Source organism: Isobaculum melis (assembly GCF_900111355.1).
In the GTDB taxonomy this organism is placed as follows: Bacteria; Bacillota; Bacilli; order Lactobacillales; family Carnobacteriaceae; genus Isobaculum; species Isobaculum melis.
In genome coordinates, this window is sequence record NZ_FOHA01000029.1 from 1 (window position 1) to 22,422 (window position 22,422).

Below are 22,422 nucleotides of genomic sequence, written 5' to 3' on the forward strand. Positions count from 1 at the left end.
TGGGACCAATAGAATAATTTCTATCAGTCCCATAAATTATAGTGCCATGATTTGATCAAAGGCGTTGAAGTATAAATCCTCCATTTTTTTAGTTAAAGCAGTCCACTCTTTTTGTGTTGGAAAGGAATTCCATTGAAAATGACTTTCTTGTTGATAATCAAAAAAAGAATAATCCATTGGAAAATCTGAAATGACTAAATCTGTAGTAGCCGAAATGGTTGATTCAAAATGGAGCGGCATAGAGCAGTATCTTTTTATATGTCTAACGAGCGATTGCTGTTGTTCTTCATTAATACTAGAGAATACACATAAATTTAAACTAGGACCTAATCGGTTTATCATATCTCGTACCAGTACAGCATATGATAAACGAAGCTGATCATTTAAAGTGATGGTTGTTTGTTTCTCAACCACTTTGAAAAAAAGCAACATATGCTTTAAAAGATGAGGGTGCGTTTTATTGAGTACTTCCTGATAAGAAGTTGTGCCAATTGAAAATTTGTTTTCTGGGAAAAAGTCTTTACGTGTATGAATACAAATCAAATTGATTAAAAGATAATGCTTATCCTGAGTACTCAGCTTAATTGAAAAAAATGAAGAAAATAATGCTACCCATTGCTTAGCTACCTGAAAGGCAGCAGCAGAAAAACTGAAAAACTCAAGCGGTAAATTTTCAAAATGTTCCCATGAATAAGTATCCGTAAGTGTAAAAAATGAATAAAGAAAGTCAACATCGTTTTCCAAAAAGGATTTATTTGAAAGGTTGAAATATTCAAAGAACTGTAAAATACCAGCTTTGAAATCTTTTAAAGTTTTAGAATAAATTTCTAATGAGAAAGCTTCCACTAGGAAGCATGATTGCTCTCTTCTAACAATGATAATGGCTAACATAATCTCTAGTTTTAAAAGAGAGGCAGGTGAAAAGGAAAAATATTGACTGCCAATACTATTTACTAGCTTTCTAATCTTGGTTGCATCCTTAAAAAAAATATTGGAAGAATGGAAAATCTCCCAAAACAAGACAAAGAAAAAATAACGAATATGATGTTCTTTTCCATTAATTAAATTTGGTGTAGCTAAGTCTAGTGTTAAGCGGAATTCTTCTAATAGTTCTTTTAAAGGTTTTATTTTTCGATAAATAGTAGGGATGCTCACATAATGTTCCTCTGAAAAGGCTTGAAGAGTTTGATATTGACCTGTGAAGATAGCCATACAAAACTCAAAACAGAAACTTTTCTTCATATAATACGCATAGAAGGTGTTGAGTGAAAACGATTCTCCAATTGTGATATCAATGGTGCTTTTCTTTACAGGTTTGACATTAAATTGTAGCAAGTTCTCCCACTGGTTAGTCATAATATCCTTTTGAATGTCTTCCAATAAAAGTAGCGTTGTTCTAAAATCATTGCCTATTTGTTTTCCAATATCACTTACTTTTAAATTATCGGTATTTTCGTATAGTTTTTTGATAATTTCCATTCTTTTGATATATTTTTTATCTAATAAGCGATACATCTAATAGCTCCTTTTAATTGTGCTTCTTATGAAGCTGAGGATAGCAAAAAATTCAATATAAGTCAATTTTCTATTTGACTTTTGTAGTCCTATTTCTTTTTTGAAAGTGAATAATCTCCAGCTTGCTCAGCTATTATCAAGAAATGTAAAAAATAAAGCAAAAGATGAAATGTTATACTGGAATATTTTATATTATACTTAAATTGTATTAAAAAGGCTGCTTATTTAGCAAAAAAATGACTAATATAAAAATAAAGAGAAGGAGGTATTCAGATGCAACAAACACAAATATGTCATATGAATACATTGGCTCTACATAAAGATTTATTTTATGCCACAAAATCAATATTATTTGAGCTTGAGCAGATATGGGTACCCTTTTTAAAAGAATATCAATTAACCGTTTCGCAGATCAGTATTTTGTATCATTTATCGCAAGTTGAGATCAGTACAGTGAGCGAAATAGCCAAATCTGGTTGCATGCATATTTCATCAGCACAGAATAGCACAAAAAAATTAGCAGATAGAGGCTTACTACAAATACAAAAGTCTCATATAGATTCCCGGATAACTAATGCCTACATCACAGAAGCTGGTTTAGCGTTATTAGAAAATATTCAAAAAAGGCCTCCTGAAAAAGCGCTAGAACATGATCTTAATAGGAGTGGAAATATCAATCAATTAACGATGCTATTACTTCAATCCATGCAGACCATGAAAAGCTCAACGGTGACTATTTAAGTCAGCAAGAATTTAATAATTAATTAAGAAGGAAAGGAAGGGAATTCATGTGTCTAATTATCCACCAGTCTTATTTATTGGCCCACAAATATTGAAAAAGTCCTACCAGCATTGGCCCACTCAGATAGAGCTTGTTCAGCTATTATGGGCAGAATCACATTATGAAGTAGATGAATCTAAATTTTATGCACGATTAAACAAGCTTGAACAAGAAATAAAATTAGCACATCCAACATGGCAACAACAACAAATTGAAGCAAAAATGCTCGCCCAAATATCAACACAAATTGCCTTTGAATATGATGAAGCTTTCTATAATGGCACATTTAAGCTGGATGGATTTAGTCAAAAAGATGCTTATGTAACAAAAATTCCACCATTCAAACAAGGAATGAAAGAAATACTACAAGTTTTAGCACCTGATCAGCTAGATATATCAGGAAACAGCAATTTAGGACAGCTACTAGAGGCAACGCCTTATCTTGTGACATCATCATACGCTGTGTTTATTGAGCGAATACTAGAAGCAAGACAAAAACAATACCGTGTCTTTATGGGAGCAAAAGGAATTTTTGATGAAGCAGAGGATACATTAAATATTTATAAAATAAATGGCTCTATTCATCAACCTGCTTCGCTTATTTTTACAGAAGAAGACAAGGCAAAAAATAAAAACGATGAAGTTGTGCTATTTACCAAACTAGCAGCATTAGCAGAGGAGCGTCCACTTTTATTTGTAGGCTACGAAACAACAGATGTTAGCTATCAAGACTTATTAAAAGGTATCTTTGGCTACTTTGAAGATAGAGAAGCAGCACAAGCGACAATTTCATTGGTGAATTTTAACACAGCTAATGAAGCAATCAGCCAGAAAACCTACTTAGATGAAGCCACAAAACAAGAGATTCAATTAATCGAGTCTTGTGATGAAGCCCTTATTTTTCAATATTTAAAAGAAACCCATTTCAATCCAGCTTTTCAATTTGAAGCGAAGCAACAAGCTTATCCAGCAGAGGATAGCATAAAAAGTCCTTTGGAAAAATTAGAACAGTTACAAGTAGCTTCACAAAAAAGAGCGACAGCTTTTGAAATGGTACAACCAGCTGTAACGATACCAGCAGCAAAAGATCCCGCATTAGAAAAAAAACAGCACCATGAAGTGCCAAAAATCGAGCACCCAAAGTCGCCAGCGCAAGAAAACGCACAAAAAAACAAAGAAAAATTTGATTTAGAGGCATTTTTAGCTCATTTAGAGCTAGAAGAGCAACAACAAAATAAAGCAGAATTAGATGCCTTTCATAGAGAAAAAGAGACGCGCATCAAAAACGCACAAAAACAACAAATAATAGCTAAAAAAGAAGCAACTAAAAAAGTCCAAACAGCGCCTTTCTCGCGTGCAAACGAAACAATAGAACAGCGTCCCTTTATATCACGTAAAGAAAAATATCAGCAAGAAAAAACAGGTTACGAAAGAAAAAAGCAACAACACCGTCACAGCATAGAAGCCTAAAGCATCAACCGAAACAGGTTAAAGGAGCTGTCATGAAATATGCACTTATTTCACTGGCAACCATTATGCTCATAGGTTTTCTTTTAACGAAATTTTTCTTCTCACCCGCTGTTGTCGAGGGAGAATCAATGATGCCTACCTTAACCTCTTCAGACTATGTTCTCTTAAATAAATTTGATTTAAACGTTACAAGATTTGAAGTCGTTGCTTTTAAATCACCAGATGCCCCGCAAAAAGATTACATTAAGCGTGTGATTGGAATGCCTGGTGACACCATAGAAGTCAAAGATGATGTACTTTTTATTAATGGCAAAGCCCAAGACGAATCTTATTTAGATCAAGAACGAGAAGAGCTGCAGGACGGTGAAAAATTAATGAAGGACTTCACACTAAAAGAATTAACCGGTGCCAGTACCGTGCCACCCAATAAACTATTTGTGATGGGAGATAACCGCCTATATTCCCGAGATAGTCGAGACTTCGGTTTTATTGATCAAAAGGATATCAAAGGCAGAGCCAATTTAATTATCTGGCCATTTTCAAGAGTTAATCAGTTGAAATAAGAGAGAGGCTGACTTTTGGCCACCGTTTATAGAAGCAATTTACGTGGTTGTGATAAAACTTTTGATTTTTGGCACAACTACTACATAAAGAAGGTGTAAGAATTTGAATAAAAAGCAACAAAAAATAAGTGCATTAATGGTAATTATCGGTTTGCTGTTGGTTAGCATAAGAGCCAATACCCTGTTAGCAAACTATCCCATTGTACCAGATTTAACGATTGAAAGTATGCAACAAGAAGGAATGATGAGCAAACCCTTCCAACTGAAAATAGTAGATGCGAATGTACTAGATAGCAAAGTATGGTTGCCCTTACCTGAGAATATTTCATTCATTGCCTCACAAAATGAACATGGTAGTGTAACTTATGATGCAACAAATCATCAATTAGTCATTGATTGGAATAATCAAGAAGAAGAGAATCGCTATGTTACGATTGAGTTGCGTGCTAGTGAAGCAGGAAGTTACGAATTTCAAGCAAATGTGATGAGAGAAGAAGAATCGGTTGCTTCACAACCAGTTGCTATCAATATCATTGAGGATGCATATGAGGAAGAAGTAGAAGTACCTGTAGAGAATGAACAACCTGAAGTAGTTGAGGAAGAGCACCAAAAGGAGCCTAGTGCAGAGACACAGCAGAAAATTGAAAATATAGAGCAGCCAATAATAGAAAACGAAGCAGCAGAAACACGAGTAGGAGAGACCGACGACCCTAGAATTGGATTGCCGATTAAAGATATTTTTCCAGATCCAATGTTTGCAAAGCAAGTAGCACGTACACTAGAAAAAGAAATTACGGATCCACTCACCAGAGAAGATGTAGAAACAACAACGATGATAGAAGTTGTTCGTTTCGAAGTAACATCTATAGAAGGAATTGATGTTTTTAAAAATCTTGAAAACTTGTATGCAGCATTTAATAAAATAGAAGCTATTCCTGAGAGCATAGAGAATCTAACTGAATTGAAACTGATAGATTTTTATCAAAATAAAATAGAAACTATTCCTGAGAGTATAGGGAATCTAACTAAGTTAGAGTATTTAGACCTAGGTTCTAATTTCAAAATTGGTTCTTTGCCAGAAAGTATATGGAGTCTTACTGAATTGAAGTTACTAAATATAAGTGGAATGGCAATAACAAGTATTTCAGAAGATTTAGGAAAATTAACTAAACTAGATTCGTTAATGTTTCTGGGGTGTCCTCTAACAAGTTTACCAAAAAGTATTGGTAAACTGAATTTAACAGGTAAAACGTTAGAAGAAAGTGGTCAAGGTACACAGAGAAATACTGGAAATTTAGCTGTAGATTTAACCTATTTACCATCTGATGCAATTAATCAATTAAACCTAGCATTTCCCTATTTGAAGTTTATGTCGGTTGTTGAAGAGGTTGTACCAGGGATGAAAGTACAATATTTAAAATTGTCTTTATCACGCAAAGACATCTCTGTAACAATTGATGAAGATAGTAAATGGCAGGAACTAACTCAGTCTAAAACATTAATGGGTTTTCTGAATACAAAAGATCAATTTTCTACACAAGACTATTTATTAGACGGCTATACAAATGATCAAGGAGAAGCTATTGATATTGAAGATTATGTAAAAAATGGACAAATTATCAAATCTGGTGTGATTCATGGGAAAGTGAGAGCTGCTGGTTCAGGGGTATTTCCTAATAATAGCGACAATGCGCTAACAGATGATTCAATTAAAATTGAACTCATTAAAAGAGAAGTTACCCTTGCAAGTGCACCTTCAACAATTTCCTTTGGTGATTCTTTAACAATTGGTACAGAAAATAAAACTTATCCATTAAAATCATTTGATGCACCTTTAACCATTGTAGATAATCGCATCAATAAATCGCCATGGACTGTCTCAGCCAAAATGACCAAAGAACTCACATCACCAAACAATAAAGTACTAGAAAACAGCCTCCATTACCGACTAAATGGAGAAGATAACATCTTAAACAAAACCGAACTAAACATCTACACTCAACAAAATACTAGCGATGAACCCTTCAACATCTCAGATACGTGGCTAAAAGATGACCTAAACGGCTTATTCTTAGAAATCAAAGCAGGACAAGCGCTAGCAGAGGAATATACCGGTACAATCGAATGGAAGCTACAAGATGTCCCAAGCAATGCAACGGAATAAAAGGATGCTGGTTACTAAAAAGGAAGTGATTTAGATGCATAAAAAGCTTAGGAATTGGGTCATTCTTACCTTTTTTATTGGCTTCATATTTGTTAGCTTCAAAATGACAGAACTCTCAGCAAATTATCCAATTGTCTCTGATTTAACCCTTACAAGTGAGCAGCAAATAGGTACTGCGGAAGATAAAGTAACGATAACAATCACAGATGCCAATCATCTAGATACGAAAGTCCGATTACCTCTACCTACTAATGTTGTCATGACTGCTACTGGGAATGAAGGTGGAACGGTTACTTATGATCAGGCTCAAAATCAATTAATCATTGATTGGGAAAATGCAGAAATAGAGAACCGCTTCATGACAATTGAGCTAGAAATACTCGAACCTGGCAGCTATTCATTTCAAGCCTCTGTAACGAGAGAAGAGGATACTGTTTTATCCAATCGCTAAGAAGTTATTTAAGAATGTAACAGATCCACTAACAGAAAAAGATGTGATGGGTGTATTTGATTTAACACTATACGTAATTGGAGATTTGACAGGTATTGATATTTTTTACAATCTTGGAATGTTATCTGTTAGTAACTCCTCATTTAAGGCAATACCTGATGCAATTGGAAAACTTCAAAATTTATTTAGTTTAAATATAGACAACACACCTATTGGAACATTACCAAGTGCGCTGAAAGAAATACAAAGCTTAAAAGGAATACGGTTAAATTATACGGCATTCACAGATTTTCCTGAATTGTTAACCGAAATGCCTCAGTTAACAGGAATTGATTTTTCAAATCATAATCTAAATGGTAAAAAACTGCCAGATGAAATTGATCAGTTAAAAAATTTAACTTCCTTAACTTTAATGCAAACAGGTATTAGTGAGCTTCCAGGTACAGTATCAAATTTAACAGAGCTAACAGAGATTGATTTGCGAGATAACAAATTGACAAAATTCCCAGAACAGCTGTTAACACTCATACATTTAAAAAAGATTAATTTAAATAATAATACCATCCCTACGCTCCCAGAAGGCATTGGCAATTTAACAAAACTGACCGAGTTACAAATGAACAACGGCGGGTTGATGATGTTGCCGGATAGTATAGGGAATCTGACGAATTTAACGAATCTCAGCTTTGCTGGTAATAACTTAATGACCCTACCAGAATCATTAAAAAATTTAACACAATTGACGTCTATCGATTTAACCAACAATATTTTACCGACAACGATTGATCAAAAATTAAAAGACATCTTACCCAATCTTAGTTGGACAGGCGGATTACAAACAAAATTCACTTTAACGAGCGAACTAGTTTTTGATAATGTTAGATATTTTGATGATATTCAAATGTCTCGTATTTTGGCAGTATCACGTTTAATTAGTAAGAATCCAGGAAACACTGGTAACTTCATAAAGAATTTAAGCTATGTGGCAGAACTTGAAGAATACACCAACCAAAATGGAGAGCCAATAGCACTAGAAACCTATATCAAAGACGGCGTTGTGATCAAAAGTGGCACCATCTATGCGAAAGTTAGGTTAAACAGCAAAGAAAAACCTATCAATGAATTATTTCCTACTGCAGAAAATGATCATAATTTAACCGACCAAACTGTGCAGCTAAACTTAGTTGCACCTGCCCTAACATTTATCAGCGCACCAACTGAGTTATCTTTTGGAGGTGACTTAACAATTAGTACAAAAAAACAAGTTTATCCATTAATTAGTCTGAATGATGCGTTATCAGTACAAGACAATAGAAAAGAAAAAACGAACTGGCGCATGACAGCCAAAATGACCAAAGAGCTAACAGCCTCAAATGAGCAGCAATTAACAAATAGTATTCATTACCGCTTAAATGGGATGGATAGCATTTTAAATACTTTTGATATCGTGATTTATCAACAAAAAAATAGCAACGATCAACCATTTAATATCTCTGATAGTTGGAATCAAACAACAAATGGCCTATTTCTAGAAATTGAACCAGGGCAAGCATTTTCTGAGACTTATAGTGGTGTAATCGAGTGGAAGCTACAAGATGTGCCAAGTGGTTACGAGTAAAGGAGGCAACCCATGAAAAAAATAGCTGCTTTATTAGGTATCTTATGCTTAATCCAGCCTATCACAACGGCATCCGCTGCGGTCAATTACCAGCATGATGCAACCGCTAGTTTCTTTGGCGAATATATCGAACCAAGCGAGGAAATTCCAGAACCACCAAAAGGAATAGTTGCAACTAACCCTAGTGCAACAACTAATACAGTATTACCACGAACAGGTTCACCTGTACAAAATGAAATGGTCTATCAAGTAGTAGGCGTCTTGCTGATTTGCTTACTAATTTATACTTATAGAAAAAAGAAAAAGGAAGTGTTTGATTATGAAGAAAAAATTAACAACTAGTGCAATCATTATAGCGACAGCTCTTTTGTCACTATCCACAGTCCAGGCGGCAGAAAAAAATTATCCGTCAGAAGGAATTGTTGAGTTTAAAGCCAGTGAGTCGATCACACCACCAGTTGATCCAACTGATCCAACAAAACCAATTAACCCAGTTGACCCAGATGATCCGTTAAAACCAATTGAACCCGGTACACAAGGTCCGTTAAGTATTGACTTTGCTTCACCACTTAATTTTGGTCGTAACGAGATTACCAATAAAGATGTCACTTATTATGCAAATGCACTTACAGGAGCTGATGGAGAAATTGTACCAAACTATGTCCAAATCTCTGACAACCGTGGTACCTCAGCCGGTTGGACCTTATCAGTCAAACAAAATGGTCAATTTACAAACAAAGATACAAAACATAAAGTCTTAACAGGTGCAGAAATTGTCTTCGAACAAGGGGCAGCTGTTACTTCAATGGAGGATGTAACTGCACCAACTACTTATAAAATGACATTAGATCCAGCTGGTGCAAGTGTACCAGTGATGAGTGCAAAAGTAGATGAAGGGGAAGGCTTATGGTTGAGTGTATTTGGTTCAGTAGAAGATATAATTGAAGGCACAGAAACGATTAAAAAAAATAAAGCCATTAGCTTAAGTATTCCAGGTAAAACGCCAAAAGATGCAGTCAAATATACCACCTCATTAACTTGGACACTATCAGATGTCCCAGGAAAATAATCAGAAAAAAGGAGCCATTCACATGAAAAAAGTAGTCACATTCAGCGCAGCAATTTTAGCCCTTATCGGTCTTTCAGCAAATCCAGTAAGTGCAAAAGAAGTAGGAAAGTACGACTCAAATGCAACTGTTAAATTCAAATCAGGTGGAGATGAGATAACCCCGCCAGTTGATCCACTTGATCCAAGTAAACCACTTGATCCAGTAGACCCAGTAGATCCAACAAAACCAATTGAGCAGGAACAAAAGGACCATTAAGTTTAGATTATGCTTCTTCTTTATATTTTGGTGAGCAAGAAATTTCAAAAGAAGATAAAGACTATCAAGCTGTTGCTCAAAAAGATACAGCAGGCGCGGAAAAACCAAACTATGTTCAAGTCTCTGATACTCGTGGTACAGAAAAAGGCTGGGGCTTACAAGTAAAACAAAATGGCCAATTTAAAACAGCAACAGGTCGTGAATTAACAGGCGCATTAATTACCTTCAACAATGCGGAAGTTGTAACGGTTTCAACCTCTGCGGTACCATCTGTTGTAAAAACAAGCTTTTCATTAGGAACAGATGGCTTAGGCGCTGCGGAAAATGTGATGGCAGCGAAAAATGGAGAAGGTGCCGGAACCTTCGTTTATCGTTTTGGGAATGATGCCACAAAAGCAGAAAGTATCAACTTAAATGTACCAGGAAAAACAGCGAAATTAGCAGAAGCTTATACTACAACCATTACTTGGTCATTAACAGACGTACCAGGACAATAAAATCACGAAAAAGCATCGGTTGTGAGTCAACCGATGCTTTTCATTCTCAAAGGGAGCTGAACAAGTTGAAAAAAATCATCCATCTAGCGATTATTAGTTTATTGCTCTTATCAGGAAGCTTTTTATTTTTTAAAAATAATGCCTCAGCCGCTGAATTGAATTTTGCGGTAGAGACAGTCATTCCAGAAAATCAAATAGATAAAAAGAAAAGCTACTTTGAGCTAAAAATGACCCCAGGTCAGGAGCAAACGCTAGAAGTCGTTTTAAGAAATGATACAGAAAAAGAAATCATCGTAGAGCCAAAAATCAATTCAGCGTTTACGAATATTAATGGCGTCGTAGAATACGGTGAATCTGATAAGGAGCTAGACAAGAGTTTATTGTATAACCTAAAAGATTTAATCACAGTAGATGAGTCTGTTACAATTCCAGCTCAATCAAGTATCACGGTCTCTTTAAAAGTAAAAATGCCACCGGAAGCATACAAGGGAATTTTAGCAGGAGGCATCACTTTCAAAGAGAAAAAAAGTGAAGAAGAAAGCACAACAACACAAGAAGATAATAACTTAGCGATTAAAAATGAATATGCCTATGTCGTTGGAATTGTACTAAGCGAGTCAGACGAGGCAGTCAAACCAGAGTTAGCCTTAAATCAAGTGGTAGCAGATCAAGTCAATGCCAGAAATGCAATCAAAGCCAATTTACAAAATATCACCCCAACCTTTGTAAATCAATTAAAGGTAACAACAGAAATTAGTAAAAAAGGGAGCAAAGATGTGTTATACCGTACCACAAAAGAAGCGATGCAAATGGCTCCAAACTCTAACTTTGATTTTCCAACAATGTTAGAAGGAGAGAAGTTGGCAGCAGGAACCTATGTATTGAATATGGATGCCAGCTCTGGTGAAAATACGTGGCATTTTGAACAAGAATTTACAATTGATGCAGATGAAGCGAAAGAGTTGAACAAATCAGATGTGACCATTCATGAAGACTACACATGGCTTTATATTTTATTAAGTGCATTAGGTGGTATGTTGTTAATGCTCGCACTTTACTTAATCTTTAAAAGAAAAAAATAAGCATGATGCTCATAAAAAGATTCAATTTAACAGATTGAATCTTTTTTTGTCGATATCGTTTAAATATTCAGAAAATTCCGAATTTAGTATTGACATGCGTCCAAAAAAACGATAAGATAGCAAAAATGATTCAAAACAGAGAGGAGCTATTGACTGATGAGACAAACATACATAGAAAAACAAAAACAAGGAAATGCTTCTTTTTTAATTATTTTAGTGATTTAGCCCAGGGTTCTACTTTAACTATTTATTAGTTGGTTGAGTCCTAGTTTGTGTAGATTTTACGGGGCTTTATCAACTGGGTAGGTTGAGCAAGCTTCTATATCTTAAGAAGCTTGTTTTTTTATTCGCTATTTTTGTAAGAAGGCAGTTTAACAAGAGGAGGAAAGCAATATGAGTTATCAAACTTGGACAGCAGTATTAGAAGAAAATTTTGGTGAAACAGTCTCTTGGAGAAGGCATTTACATCGTCATCCAGAGCCTTCCTTTGAAGAAACAAAAACCCGAGCTTATGTTTTAGCAAGATTAGAAGAATTCGGCATCACTGATGTTCGTTATCCTGTTGGCGAAGGTGGGATTGTTGCAACTGTGACTGGTGGTCAGGCAGGGCCTACGATTGCTTTAAGAGCAGACTTTGATGCATTAAGGATTGAAGAGGAAACGCAACATGATTTTCGTTCAGAGGCACCAGGCATCATGCATGCTTGTGGGCATGATGGTCATACTGCAGCGTTACTCAGTGTGGCAAAGGTTGTGCAACAATTTAAGAATGAGCTTACAGGAAAAGTTGTGTTTGTTTTCCAACATGCAGAAGAAGTTTTACCTGGTGGTGGAAAAGCCATGATTGAAGATGGAGCACTTGATGGTGTAGATGCAGTTTACGGGATTCATTTGAGAGCACCAATGGAATTCGGTAAAGTAACCTACTGTTCAGAGTATGCGATGGCAGCTGCAGATTTCTTTGAAATCGACATTCAAGGAAAAGGTGGACATGGTGCTTCGCCACATACAACAGTAGATGCGGTAGTTGTGACAGCACAAATCGTCAATGCTTTACAAGGTGTCGTCAGTAGACAGGTGGATCCAGTCAAGCCAGCTGTTTTAACCGTTTCGACTTTCCAAGCTGGTGGGGAAGCACATAATATTATTGCAGATAAAGCGAGGCTGAAAGGCACAGTTCGTACGTTCCAACCAGAAGTAAGAGAGCAAATTGAAGCAGATATCACACAGATTGCCACACAAATTGCTGCTGGTTACGGAGCAACCTGCGAGGTGCGCTACACCAAAGGGTATCCAGCTTTATATAATCATCCAAAAGAAACGGCTCTAGTCAAAGAATTAATGGAAGAAGCTTTTGGCGTAGAAGCAGTTGAATCCACGCCTTTAAGAATGGGTGGTGAAGACTTCGCTTATTATCTACAAGCAAAACCAGGCTCATTTTTCTTTGTAAATGCAGGAAATGAAGAGAAAGGGATTACCTATCCGCATCATCATCCAAAGTTTGATTTTGATGAAAGAGCCTTATTAACCAGTGGAAAAGCCTTTTTAAAAATTGTAGATCATTATTTAGGATAGATAAAAAAACTCAAAATAGGACAAGAAGAAAGGGAGTAATCAAATATGACTTATCAAACATGGCAAGAGGAATTAGCAAAAAATTATGAGGAAACAGTAGCATGGAGACGTTATCTGCATGAGCATCCAGAGCCTTCTTTTGAAGAAACAGAAACGGCTAAATATATTGTGGCTCGCTTAAAAGAATTTGGCATTACAGATATTGAAGAGCAGGTAGGTGGAAATGGGATTGTGGCAAAAATTAAAGGCGCACAGCCAGGTCCAACAGTTGCCTTAAGAGCAGATTTTGATGCGTTGCGCATTCAAGAAGAAAATGATGTGCCTTATGCATCAAAAGTACCGGGAATTATGCACGCTTGTGGTCATGATGCGCATACAGCCACCTTGTTAAGTGTTGCCAAGGTCTTACAAAATCATACTGCAGATTTAAAAGGAACAGTCGTCTTAATTCATCAACATGCAGAGGAAGTCTTACCAGGTGGCGCAAAATCAATGGTGGAAGCAGGCTGCTTAGAGGGTGTGGATGTTGTTTTTGGTATCCATGTCTCATCAGCGCTTGAGGTCGGACATGTTGCTTATACCAATGGCTATGCCATGGCAGCAGCAGATTTCTTTGAAATGAAATTACAAGGAAAAGGCGGACATGGTGCTTCACCACATACAACAGTTGATGCAGTTGTGGTTGGCTCACAAATTGTGGCCCAAGCACAAACCTTGGTCAGTCGCCTAGTAGACCCAGTGAAGCCAGCTGTTGTCACATTTTCAGCTTTTCAAGCGGGTGGCGAGGCCTGCAATATCATTGCAGATAAAGCAGAGCTAAGAGGAACAGTCCGTACCTATCAACCAGAAGTTCGTGATTTAATTGAAGAAAACTTAGAACATTTAGCGAAAAGCGTCGCAGGTGCCTATCATGCAACGATTGATTTTGATTATACAAGAGGTTATCCAGCAGTTTACAATCATCCAGCTGAAACGGAACGTGTCGTTTCCTTAATGAAAGAAACATTTGGCGAAGCGGCAGTGGTCGAAGTCGATGCAGCAATGGGTGGAGAAGATTTTGCTTATTATGTGGAGAAAAAACCAGGAACGTTCTTCTATGTGGGGGCAGGTAATCAAAAAGAAGGCATTACGTATCCGCATCATCATCCAAAATTCAATGTAGATGAAAATTGTATGCTACAAGCAGGAGAAGCTTTCTTAGCGATTTGTGCAGATTATTTAGCTTAAAGATTTAGAATATCTTATGAAACGGAGGGAAAGCGAATGAGAAAGTATTTATTAAAACGGCTATTGATTGCGATACCGGTCTTAATTGGTGTCACGATTTGCTCGTTTATCATTGTGAATTTAGCGCCAGGCGATCCAGTTGATATGTATGTTAATCCAGATGCTACGCTTGATCAAATTGAAATGACACGAGCGGCATTAGGACTAGATCAACCAATGTATGTGCGCTATTTCAAATGGTTGGGAGAACTTTTTCAAGGGAATTTAGGCTTTTCCTTCGCAACAAGAGAGCCTGTGATGGATTTATTAGCTGACCGTATGGGCGCAACTTTACTATTAATGGGTGTCTCTTTAGTGGTTGGTTATCTGATTGCCATTCCATTAGGTATTTTAAGTGCAGTGAAGCAAAATACTTGGATTGATTATCTCACAACAGGTGGTTCATTTTTAGGGGTCTCGATTCCTAGCTTCTTTCTAGGGTTAGGTTTAGTCTACATATTCTCCTTACAATTAGGTTGGTTACCAACGGGTGGTATGGCCACATTAGGTGGAGACAGTAGTTTAGTAGATCAAATCAAACATATGATTTTACCTGTGATTGTCCTTTCTGCCAGTATTTGTGGCAATATGATTCGTTATGTTCGTTCCAGTATGCTGGAAGTTTTAAAGGAAGACTATATTCGGACAGCGAAAGCGAAAGGCTTGAAATCCATGATGGTTGTCATCAAACATGGTTTAAGAAATTCTCTGATTCCCATTATTACCGTGATTGGGATGGATATTCCTAAATTAATTGGTGGTGCCGTTGTGACAGAGCAGATTTTTCAATGGCCAGGGTTAGGTCAATTGACGATTTCTTCTATTAGCTCAAGAGATTATGCCACCTTGATGGCAATTAATTTATTATCAGCCATTGCAGTGTTAGGCGCAAATATGCTAGCAGATATCCTGTATTCAGCAGCTGATTCAAGAATTCATTATGATTAGAAAGCAGAGGTGAACAGGATGGAAAATAGATTTGAATTGGTTTCTGAAAGTCGAACAGTACATCAAGTAGAAAAATTGGCTGAAGGAAACTCACATCATGATAGCTATTTTAAGATGTTAGCAAAGCGCTTTTTAAAGCATAAAATGGCAGTTATTGGTGTTGTTATTTTTACATTGTTAATACTGATGGCTATTTTAGCGCCAGTTATTGCCACTCATCATCCTGCTGAGGTGACTGCGGATTTTGAAGCGCCGCCTTCTGCTGACTATTGGTTGGGCACCGATGAGGTTGGTAGAGATGTTTTTAGTCGATTGGTATATGGTGCACAGGTTTCGATTATTGTTGGGGTTGGCGCCGTCTTAATTTATGTTTTAATCGGTACAGTACTAGGCCTTGTTGCAGGTTACTTTGGTGGCTTTATTGATGCCCTTATTATGAGAATAACAGATATTTTTATGTCATTCCCTTATTTTATGGTGATCTTAGTGATTGTCAGTATTATCGGACCAAATGTTGGCACAATTACCTTAGTGATTGGCTTCTTAGGCTGGCCAGCTGTGTGTAGATTAGTACGAGGTAGTGTTTTATCCATTAAAGAAATGGATTTTGTTCAAGCCAGTATTTCAGTAGGTTATAGTACGCCAAAGATTTTATTTAAGCAAATTTTACCGAATGTCATGTCTCCTATTTTAGTCAATGCAACTTTTGGTGTGGCAAATGCGATTTTATTAGAAGCTTCACTGAGCTTTTTAGGGATGGGTGTCAGACCACCAGCATCAAGCTGGGGCAATATGCTCTCCCAGGCGCAATCTTTAACAGTGTTATCATCGGAGCCATGGCTTTGGGTACCACCCGGTTTAATGATTTTATTGGCTGTTTTATCGATTAATTTTATTGGCGATGGTTTACGCGATGCCATTGAAGGAGAAACAAATAATTAGGCTTAGTGAGGAGGAAACTAAATGAAAATGATGAAGAAAATGGGAATTGTAGCAATGTGCTTGGTGTTGCTCGTTTTAACAGCATGTGGTGGTAAGAAATCAAGTGATGGTGGGAAGAAATCGGATAAGGATCATTTATATATTGGGTTGATTACTTCACCAGGAAGCTTTAATCCACTGAATACACTAGATGTTTCTGGCCGATTTGTTCAGCGCTATATGTATGATGCTTTATTAGAAATGCCAGAGCCGTTAACCTTTTCACCAAAATTGGCAGATAGCTTTGAAACAGAAGATAATCAGAATTATACCATTAAATTAAATAAAGAGGCAAAATGGTCGGATGGACAGCCTATCACGGCAGCTGATGTCGTTTTTACCTATAATTTAATTGCCAATCCAGTTGTAGAAACAACAAGAGGTTTAGCTGTTTCTTCATTAGAAGGCACACAAGCTTCTGGTAAGTTAGAAGCAGGCTTAACAGAAATTCCAAATTTAATTGCTGTAGATGATCAAACTGTGACACTGAAAACTAAAGTACCGGTTGACCCTAACTACTTGAAGGAAGTTTTAGGATATGGCATTTTCATTTTACCTAAGCATGTATTAGAGAATGAAGATCCAGCAAAACTTGCGAATGCTTCATTTGCGATGAAACCAGAAGTAACAAGTGGCCCATATCAATTTGTGGATTACAAAAAAGATTCATTAGTTGAACTAAAATCAAATCCAGATTATTACTTAGGCAAAGCTAAAATTGAGAATGTTTATTTTAAAATCATGAATTCAGCCAATATGGCAACCGAATTCCAATCAGGTGGTTTAACCATGAATGCAAGTGGTGGAATTGGCGATATTACCTTCCAAGATTTGGAAACAGTCAAAAAAATGGATAATTTAGAAGTAACCATGTCTCCAAACTTAAATGCTTATGTCATGCCAATGAATATTGAAGTTTTTACAGATCCAAATATTCGGTTAGCCATTGCTCATGCCATCAATCGTGAGCAAATTGTAGAGAAGCTCTTAAAAGGGAATGGAGAAGTGATTGAAAGTATTTATACCAGTCAAAATCCTTACCAAAATGAAAAGCTAAAAACAATTGAATATGATGTAGAAAAAGCAAAAGAATACATTAAAAAGTCAGATTATGATATGGATCGCGAAATTAATCTAGTTGTTCCTCTTGGCAATAAGGTGAGAGAGCAGTCTGCTAACTTAATTGCAGAAGATTTAAAAGCAGCTGGCTTTAAAGTGAAGCAAACGACTTATGATTTTGCCACACTGATGGAAAAAGGGCGTGCCGGAGATTTTGATCTCATGCTCTTTGGCTTTGGGATGCCAGTTGATCCAGATGCAACCTCTTACTATAGTATAGATGGATCTGCCAACTTTACTAAATACGATAGCAGTAAAAATGAAGCCTTATTGCTAGCAGGTAAAGAAGAAGTAGATGCTGATAAACGCAAAGTAATTTATGACGAGCTCCAAGAATTATGGCAAAAAGATATGCCTGTTTTACCATTGTATTCACCAAAAGATGTAAAAGTAAAAGATAAGAATCTTGAAGGTGGTATCACAGAGTTTTGGCAAGGTTCATTAGAAAACGTAAACCAATGGGAAATGAAATAAGTTGATAAGGGCATAGAAAGTGGTGAGGATATGGCGAAAGAAAAAATGCTTGCAGTAAAAGATTTAGCAATTTCATTTAATACCTATGCAGGAGAACTTCATGCTGTGAGAGGGATTGAATTTGATTTATATAAAGGCGAGACCTTAGCAATTGTTGGGGAATCAGGCTCTGGAAAGTCTGTTTCCACTAAAGCCATTATGAGCTTACTACCTAAAAAAAGTACGACTATTCATTCTGGTGAAATTTTATTCCAAGATCAGGATTTGCTAAAATGCACAGAAAAAGAGATGCAGCATATTCGAGGAAAAGATATTGCAATGATTTTTCAGGATCCAATGACTTCCTTAAATCCAACCATGACAATTGGTAAGCAAATCATGGAGCCTTTAATCATTCATCAAAATATGAGTAAAGAAAATGCGCAAGCGCGTGCGCTGAAATTGTTAGAACTAGTTGGGATTCCCATGCCCGAAAAAAGAATTAAGCAATATCCTCATCAATTTTCAGGTGGGATGCGCCAACGTGTGATGATTGCGATTGCACTAGCCTGTAATCCAAGAGTACTGATTGCAGATGAACCAACTACTGCACTAGATGTAACGATTCAAGCACAAATTATTGAGCTAATGAAAGAACTACAAGTAAAAATGGACACCTCCATTATCTTTATTACCCATGATTTAGGTGTCGTTGCAAGTGTCGCTGACAGAGTAGCGGTCATGTATGCTGGGGAAATAGTGGAGGTAGGAACTGTGGATGAAATTTTTTATCATCCGCAGCATCCTTATACATGGGGGTTATTAGCCTCGATGCCAACCTTAGAAATTGGCAATCAAGATTTATATGCCATTCCTGGGTCTCCACCTAACTTGCTTCATGTACCAAACGGAGATGCATTTGCTTCAAGGAATCAATATGCACTAGCCATTGATTTTGAAGAGGAGCCACCGATGTTTCAAGTATCTCCTACACATTATGCAGCAACTTGGTTGTTACACCCAGATGCGCCAGACGTAACGCCACCACAAGAAATCCTAAATCGCTGGGCGAAATATCGGAAAAATGAGGTGAACGTGTATGACTGAACGCAAGAAAATGTTAGAAGTCAAACAGCTAAAACAAGTATTTAATGCGGGTTCAAAAAATGAAGTGACCGCGATTCATGATATGAGCTTTGATATTTATGAAGGAGAAATTTTTGGCTTAGTAGGAGAGTCTGGCTGTGGGAAATCCACTACTGGTCGAACCTTGATGAAGCTTTATCAAGCGACTGCTGGAGAAATTATTTTTGAAGGAAAAGAGATTAATCACATTAAGAAGCGTAATGAATTATTAGCTTTTCGAAAAAATATTCAAATGATTTTCCAAAATCCATATGCCTCATTAAATCCAAGAATGACGATTATGGAGACGATTGCTGGTGGCATTGATGTCTATCAATTAGCAAAAACAAAAGAAGAAAGAAGAGAAAAGGTTTATGAATTATTAGAGCTTGTTGGGTTAAGTCGAGAATTCGCCACAAGATATCCAAGAGAGCTTTCTGGTGGTCAATGTCAGCGTGTAGGAATTGCTAGGGCATTGGCAGTTTCACCTAAATTTATTATTGCAGATGAAGCCATCTCTGCTTTAGATGTTTCTATTCAAGCGCAAGTTGTGAATTTGCTGAAGGAATTAAAGGCAACGAAAAAATTGACTTATTTATTCATCGCCCATGACTTATCAATGGTGAAATATATTAGTGATCGGATTGGCGTTATGAATGGTGGCCGATTGCTAGAGTTGGCACCAGCAGATGAATTGTATCAAGCACCACTTCATCCATATACAGAATCTCTGTTATCTGCAGTTCCGGTGCCTGATCCTGAAGAAGAACGGGTACGTGAACGAGTTACTTATGATTCGGCTGCGCACCAATATACGGATGCGGAATATCCTGCAATGAGAGAAATTACAGAGGGACACTTTGTTTATTGTACTGAAGAGGAAGTAACATCTTATCAAGCAAAATTAAAGAAAAAAAGCAAATTGTACAAATGGTCTAATCACGAAACTAAAAAACCTTTATCACATGTCTAAAAATGTGATAAAGGTTTTTTTGGGGGAAAAATATCTGTACTTACAGTCATATGTAAAGGTCTTATTGTCCAATAGTCATATTATAAGGTTCACTTTGTTTATCTCCAAGATAAGCGATGATTCTGATTCTTTCATGATGAGGAGAAATAACAGTGAAGTTTCCGTTTCCATCAGCCATAAAGATACCAGCATTTTGTTCAGGATTATCAGGTGTTGTGACAATAACTTGAGCATTAGGTTCAGTCTTACCTGTAACTGTATTATTTTGAATGTCATATACAATTTGTGAAATCACGAAATCTCCACTAGCAGCAGGAATTTCTATATCAAAAGCTTCACTCTCTTCATCGTTTAGATAGGCTACAAGTCTTACTAAACCAGCGGGTGGTGCCATAGCAGTGAAGTTTCCATTCGCATCAGCTGTAAAAAGGCCACCATTTTGTTCAGGATTACTTAGACTAGTCATATAAATTTGTGCGCCAGGTGCAGTTTTTCCTGTAATTTCTGTATATTCGGCATGATACGATACATCCCACATTGCAAGGCCTTTTTCTTCAGATATTGTTGGCGTATTAGCAGAATTTTCTTCATCTTTTGTTACTTCTTTTTCGTCTTTTTCATCTTTCTTTTCTTTCTTTACTTTTTTTGTGCTTTCTGATGATTGTGTACTTTCTTTTTTTGAATCACTTGTTTCATTATTGCTTTTTCCACATCCGGTAAGAATCATTCCAAAAGAACAAACAAGTAATAAATATAAAGCATTTTTTTTCATAAAAACATCTCCTTTTCTCTTTGTAATGTTATTGTAACATTAAAGAAATGTTAATGCAACAAAACGGTAACAAAAGATTTGTTAGGTTGGCTTTTGAGGGAAAAATTATCATATTTACTTTTAAAACTGAATATTTCCCGTAAATTATAGAATAGATACTCTATATTCTTGTCATCATTTGAAAAAAATAAAAAAATTATTATGATTTTTTTTGAAAAAATGATAACAATTAAAGATAAAATGAGAGGAAGTCATATAAAAAAGAGCTTTTTATTTTCAAAAATACAAAAAAGAAAGAAATTACCCTGTATTTGCAAAATGAAAGCGCTAAATTGAAGGATTTTCACTATCTGTATGGAAATTCTTTGAGAAAATTGATACAATGTGAGGGTAGATTCCTGAATTCTTCATGCTTATGCGTTGATTGTCTAGACAATTTGATGTAATGTAGGATTTAAGTAATACGAAATCAGACTATTTATTAGGAGGAATTAAGTTATGGCATTAGTATCAGCAGCAGAAATGCTAAAAAAAGCGCGCGCAGGTAAATACGCAGTAGGTGCATTTAACACAAATAACTTGGAGTGGACTAAAGCGATTTTACAAGGTGCGCAAGAGTCTAACTCGCCAGTAATTATCCAAACTTCTATGGGAGCAGCTAAATACATGGGAGGCTATCAAGTTTGTTACGATTTAGTAAAAGACTTAATTGATTCTATGGGAATTACTGTACCAGTTGCCCTTCACTTAGACCATGGTGAATACAAAGATTCATTAGAATGTATTGAAGTTGGTTATACTTCAGTAATGTTTGATGGTTCTCACTTACCATTTGACGAAAACTTAGAAAAAGCTAAAGACGTTGTTGCAAAAGCACACGCTAAAGATGTTTCTGTAGAATGTGAAGTTGGTTCAATCGGTGGCGAAGAAGACGGAATTATCGGTTCTGGTGAACTTGCTGATCCTAAAGAATGTAAAACTATTGCTGACACAGGAATTGATTTCTTAGCAGCAGGTATTGGTAACATTCATGGTTCATACCCTGAAAACTGGTCTGGACTAAGCTTTGAAACTTTAGCAGCAATTGCTGATATCACTGATGGTATTCCTTTAGTATTACACGGTGGTTCAGGTATTCCTTTAGAGCAAGTACAGAAAGCAATCTCTTTAGGCGTATCAAAAATCAACGTAAATACTGAGTGTCAAGAAGTGTTTGCAGCTGCAACTCGTAAATATATTGAAGAAGGAAAAGACCTTGAAGGTAAAGGCTTTGACCCTCGTAAATTATTAGCTCCAGGAACAACTGCTGTGACTGAGTTAGTAAAACAAAGAATTGAATGGTTCGGTTCTAAAGGTAAAGCTTAATTAGCTAAACCCATACTAAAAAACCTAGATCTCACTGAGATCTAGGTTTTTTTGGCACTTTGTCAAATCGGACTGATAGTGTCACCTATGAACATTGGAGGAAGAAGAAATTCTTTCCCCAATGTTTTTTATGCGTATTGAATTAAACCATTCATTAAAAATACCCGTGTTCTCATATTTGAGAAGCTACGAAAGCCATAAGAGACGCGTTTCAGTGTTTTGATATGAGTGTGAAGATTTTCCAATCGTGCATTTGAGTAGCTCTTTTTAAAAGCCATTCGAATGCCATCTTCATATTTAATAAATGCTTTTTTTACATAATGAAGTTCCTTTGGAACATGATGAGGCATTGTTTGAAGCAACTGGAAGAACTGATCTG

The 22,422-nt window shown here is 36.4% G+C and carries 20 protein-coding genes and 1 pseudogene; 18 read left to right on the plus strand and 3 right to left on the minus strand.

The window, feature by feature from the left end; all coding sequences use genetic code 11:
- Positions 1–36: 36 nt before the first annotated feature.
- Positions 37–1,515, minus strand: a complete 1,479-nt coding sequence (locus BMW29_RS13220; RefSeq protein ID WP_092654160.1) for an AcpB/EbpR/MafR family transcriptional regulator — start codon at positions 1,513–1,515, stop codon at positions 37–39.
- A gap of 273 nt (positions 1,516–1,788) precedes the next feature.
- Between BMW29_RS13220 and BMW29_RS13225 the strand changes: the two genes are divergently transcribed.
- From BMW29_RS13225 to BMW29_RS13305, 17 genes and pseudogenes are all read left to right on the plus strand, one after another.
- Positions 1,789–2,256, plus strand: coding sequence for a transcriptional regulator, SarA/Rot family (locus BMW29_RS13225; RefSeq protein WP_092654162.1), 468 nt, complete (start codon positions 1,789–1,791; stop codon positions 2,254–2,256).
- 49 nt (positions 2,257–2,305) lie between these two features.
- Complete coding sequence (locus BMW29_RS13230; RefSeq protein WP_092654164.1) at positions 2,306–3,766, plus strand: SIR2 family protein; 1,461 nt, start codon at positions 2,306–2,308, stop codon at positions 3,764–3,766.
- 32 nt (positions 3,767–3,798) lie between these two features.
- Positions 3,799–4,329, plus strand: a complete 531-nt coding sequence (gene lepB / locus BMW29_RS13235) for a signal peptidase I (RefSeq protein ID WP_092654166.1) — start codon at positions 3,799–3,801, stop codon at positions 4,327–4,329.
- Between the two features lie 103 nt (positions 4,330–4,432).
- Positions 4,433–6,493: a leucine-rich repeat domain-containing protein gene (locus tag BMW29_RS13240; protein WP_092654168.1), complete on the plus strand. Its 2,061-nt coding sequence runs from the start codon at positions 4,433–4,435 to the stop codon at positions 6,491–6,493.
- Between the two features lie 34 nt (positions 6,494–6,527).
- Positions 6,528–6,944 (plus strand): adhesive domain-containing protein, encoded by a 417-nt coding sequence (locus tag BMW29_RS13245; RefSeq protein ID WP_092654170.1) that lies wholly within the window; start codon positions 6,528–6,530, stop codon positions 6,942–6,944.
- Between the two features lie 46 nt (positions 6,945–6,990).
- Positions 6,991–8,562, plus strand: coding sequence for a leucine-rich repeat domain-containing protein (locus BMW29_RS13250; RefSeq protein ID WP_092654172.1), 1,572 nt, complete (start codon positions 6,991–6,993; stop codon positions 8,560–8,562).
- A 12-nt stretch (positions 8,563–8,574) separates the two neighbouring features.
- Positions 8,575–8,904, plus strand: coding sequence for an LPXTG cell wall anchor domain-containing protein (locus tag BMW29_RS13255; protein WP_092654174.1), 330 nt, complete (start codon positions 8,575–8,577; stop codon positions 8,902–8,904).
- Complete coding sequence (locus BMW29_RS13260; RefSeq protein WP_092654176.1) at positions 8,882–9,631, plus strand: WxL domain-containing protein; 750 nt, start codon at positions 8,882–8,884, stop codon at positions 9,629–9,631. The genes BMW29_RS13255 and BMW29_RS13260 overlap by 23 nt, the downstream gene beginning before the upstream one ends.
- Positions 9,632–9,653: 22 nt before the next feature.
- A pseudogene (locus BMW29_RS14250) lies at positions 9,654–10,384 on the plus strand (WxL domain-containing protein).
- 65 nt (positions 10,385–10,449) lie between these two features.
- Entirely contained in the window at positions 10,450–11,466 is a 1,017-nt protein-coding gene (locus tag BMW29_RS13270) for a WxLIP family cell surface protein (protein ID WP_218139671.1), read from the plus strand.
- A gap of 393 nt (positions 11,467–11,859) precedes the next feature.
- A complete protein-coding gene (locus BMW29_RS13275) occupies positions 11,860–13,041 on the plus strand; it encodes a M20 metallopeptidase family protein (protein ID WP_092654178.1) in 1,182 nt (393 codons plus the stop codon).
- Positions 13,042–13,086: 45 nt separating this feature from the next.
- Positions 13,087–14,268, plus strand: coding sequence for an amidohydrolase (locus tag BMW29_RS13280; protein WP_092654180.1), 1,182 nt, complete (start codon positions 13,087–13,089; stop codon positions 14,266–14,268).
- Between the two features lie 36 nt (positions 14,269–14,304).
- Positions 14,305–15,255, plus strand: coding sequence for an ABC transporter permease (locus BMW29_RS13285; protein WP_092654182.1), 951 nt, complete (start codon positions 14,305–14,307; stop codon positions 15,253–15,255).
- An 18-nt stretch (positions 15,256–15,273) separates the two neighbouring features.
- Positions 15,274–16,197, plus strand: coding sequence for an oligopeptide ABC transporter permease (opp4C, locus tag BMW29_RS13290; protein WP_092654184.1), 924 nt, complete (start codon positions 15,274–15,276; stop codon positions 16,195–16,197).
- Positions 16,198–16,218: 21 nt separating this feature from the next.
- Positions 16,219–17,829, plus strand: a complete 1,611-nt coding sequence (locus BMW29_RS13295) for an ABC transporter substrate-binding protein (protein ID WP_092654186.1) — start codon at positions 16,219–16,221, stop codon at positions 17,827–17,829.
- A 30-nt stretch (positions 17,830–17,859) separates the two neighbouring features.
- A complete protein-coding gene (locus BMW29_RS13300; protein ID WP_092654188.1) occupies positions 17,860–18,915 on the plus strand; it encodes an ABC transporter ATP-binding protein in 1,056 nt (351 codons plus the stop codon).
- Positions 18,908–19,906: an ABC transporter ATP-binding protein gene (locus BMW29_RS13305; protein ID WP_092654190.1), complete on the plus strand. Its 999-nt coding sequence runs from the start codon at positions 18,908–18,910 to the stop codon at positions 19,904–19,906. The genes BMW29_RS13300 and BMW29_RS13305 overlap by 8 nt, the downstream gene beginning before the upstream one ends.
- Positions 19,907–19,967: 61 nt before the next feature.
- On the opposite strand, the gene BMW29_RS13310 is transcribed toward BMW29_RS13305, so the two are convergent.
- Complete coding sequence (locus BMW29_RS13310; RefSeq protein ID WP_092654192.1) at positions 19,968–20,678, minus strand: Ig-like domain-containing protein; 711 nt, start codon at positions 20,676–20,678, stop codon at positions 19,968–19,970.
- 498 nt (positions 20,679–21,176) lie between these two features.
- On the opposite strand from BMW29_RS13310, the gene BMW29_RS13315 reads away from it, so the two are divergent.
- Entirely contained in the window at positions 21,177–22,043 is an 867-nt protein-coding gene (locus tag BMW29_RS13315) for a class II fructose-bisphosphate aldolase (protein WP_092654194.1), read from the plus strand.
- A gap of 128 nt (positions 22,044–22,171) precedes the next feature.
- On the opposite strand, the gene BMW29_RS13320 is transcribed toward BMW29_RS13315, so the two are convergent.
- Positions 22,172–22,422 (minus strand): transposase (locus BMW29_RS13320; protein ID WP_143047379.1); only part of this gene is annotated, 251 nt, incomplete at its 5' end.

What these genes read in the sequence shown, in the direction of transcription:
- BMW29_RS13260 (WP_092654176.1), top strand. Translation starts at nt 8,882, where the DNA reads ATGAAGAAAAAATTAACAACTAGTGCAATCATTATAGCGACAGCTCTT.
- BMW29_RS13245 (WP_092654170.1), top strand. Translation starts at nt 6,528, where the DNA reads ATGCATAAAAAGCTTAGGAATTGGGTCATTCTTACCTTTTTTATTGGC.
- BMW29_RS13280 (WP_092654180.1), top strand. Translation starts at nt 13,087, where the DNA reads ATGACTTATCAAACATGGCAAGAGGAATTAGCAAAAAATTATGAGGAA.
- BMW29_RS13295 (WP_092654186.1), top strand. Translation starts at nt 16,219, where the DNA reads ATGAAAATGATGAAGAAAATGGGAATTGTAGCAATGTGCTTGGTGTTG.
- BMW29_RS13315 (WP_092654194.1), top strand. Translation starts at nt 21,177, where the DNA reads ATGGCATTAGTATCAGCAGCAGAAATGCTAAAAAAAGCGCGCGCAGGT.
- opp4C (WP_092654184.1), top strand. Translation starts at nt 15,274, where the DNA reads ATGGAAAATAGATTTGAATTGGTTTCTGAAAGTCGAACAGTACATCAA.
- lepB (WP_092654166.1), top strand. Translation starts at nt 3,799, where the DNA reads ATGAAATATGCACTTATTTCACTGGCAACCATTATGCTCATAGGTTTT.
- BMW29_RS13255 (WP_092654174.1), top strand. Translation starts at nt 8,575, where the DNA reads ATGAAAAAAATAGCTGCTTTATTAGGTATCTTATGCTTAATCCAGCCT.
- BMW29_RS13220 (WP_092654160.1), bottom strand. Translation starts at nt 1,515, where the DNA reads ATGTATCGCTTATTAGATAAAAAATATATCAAAAGAATGGAAATTATC.
- BMW29_RS13225 (WP_092654162.1), top strand. Translation starts at nt 1,789, where the DNA reads ATGCAACAAACACAAATATGTCATATGAATACATTGGCTCTACATAAA.
- BMW29_RS13305 (WP_092654190.1), top strand. Translation starts at nt 18,908, where the DNA reads ATGACTGAACGCAAGAAAATGTTAGAAGTCAAACAGCTAAAACAAGTA.
- BMW29_RS13300 (WP_092654188.1), top strand. Translation starts at nt 17,860, where the DNA reads ATGGCGAAAGAAAAAATGCTTGCAGTAAAAGATTTAGCAATTTCATTT.
- BMW29_RS13250 (WP_092654172.1), top strand. Translation starts at nt 6,991, where the DNA reads ATGGGTGTATTTGATTTAACACTATACGTAATTGGAGATTTGACAGGT.
- BMW29_RS13275 (WP_092654178.1), top strand. Translation starts at nt 11,860, where the DNA reads ATGAGTTATCAAACTTGGACAGCAGTATTAGAAGAAAATTTTGGTGAA.
- BMW29_RS13285 (WP_092654182.1), top strand. Translation starts at nt 14,305, where the DNA reads ATGAGAAAGTATTTATTAAAACGGCTATTGATTGCGATACCGGTCTTA.
- BMW29_RS13310 (WP_092654192.1), bottom strand. Translation starts at nt 20,678, where the DNA reads ATGAAAAAAAATGCTTTATATTTATTACTTGTTTGTTCTTTTGGAATG.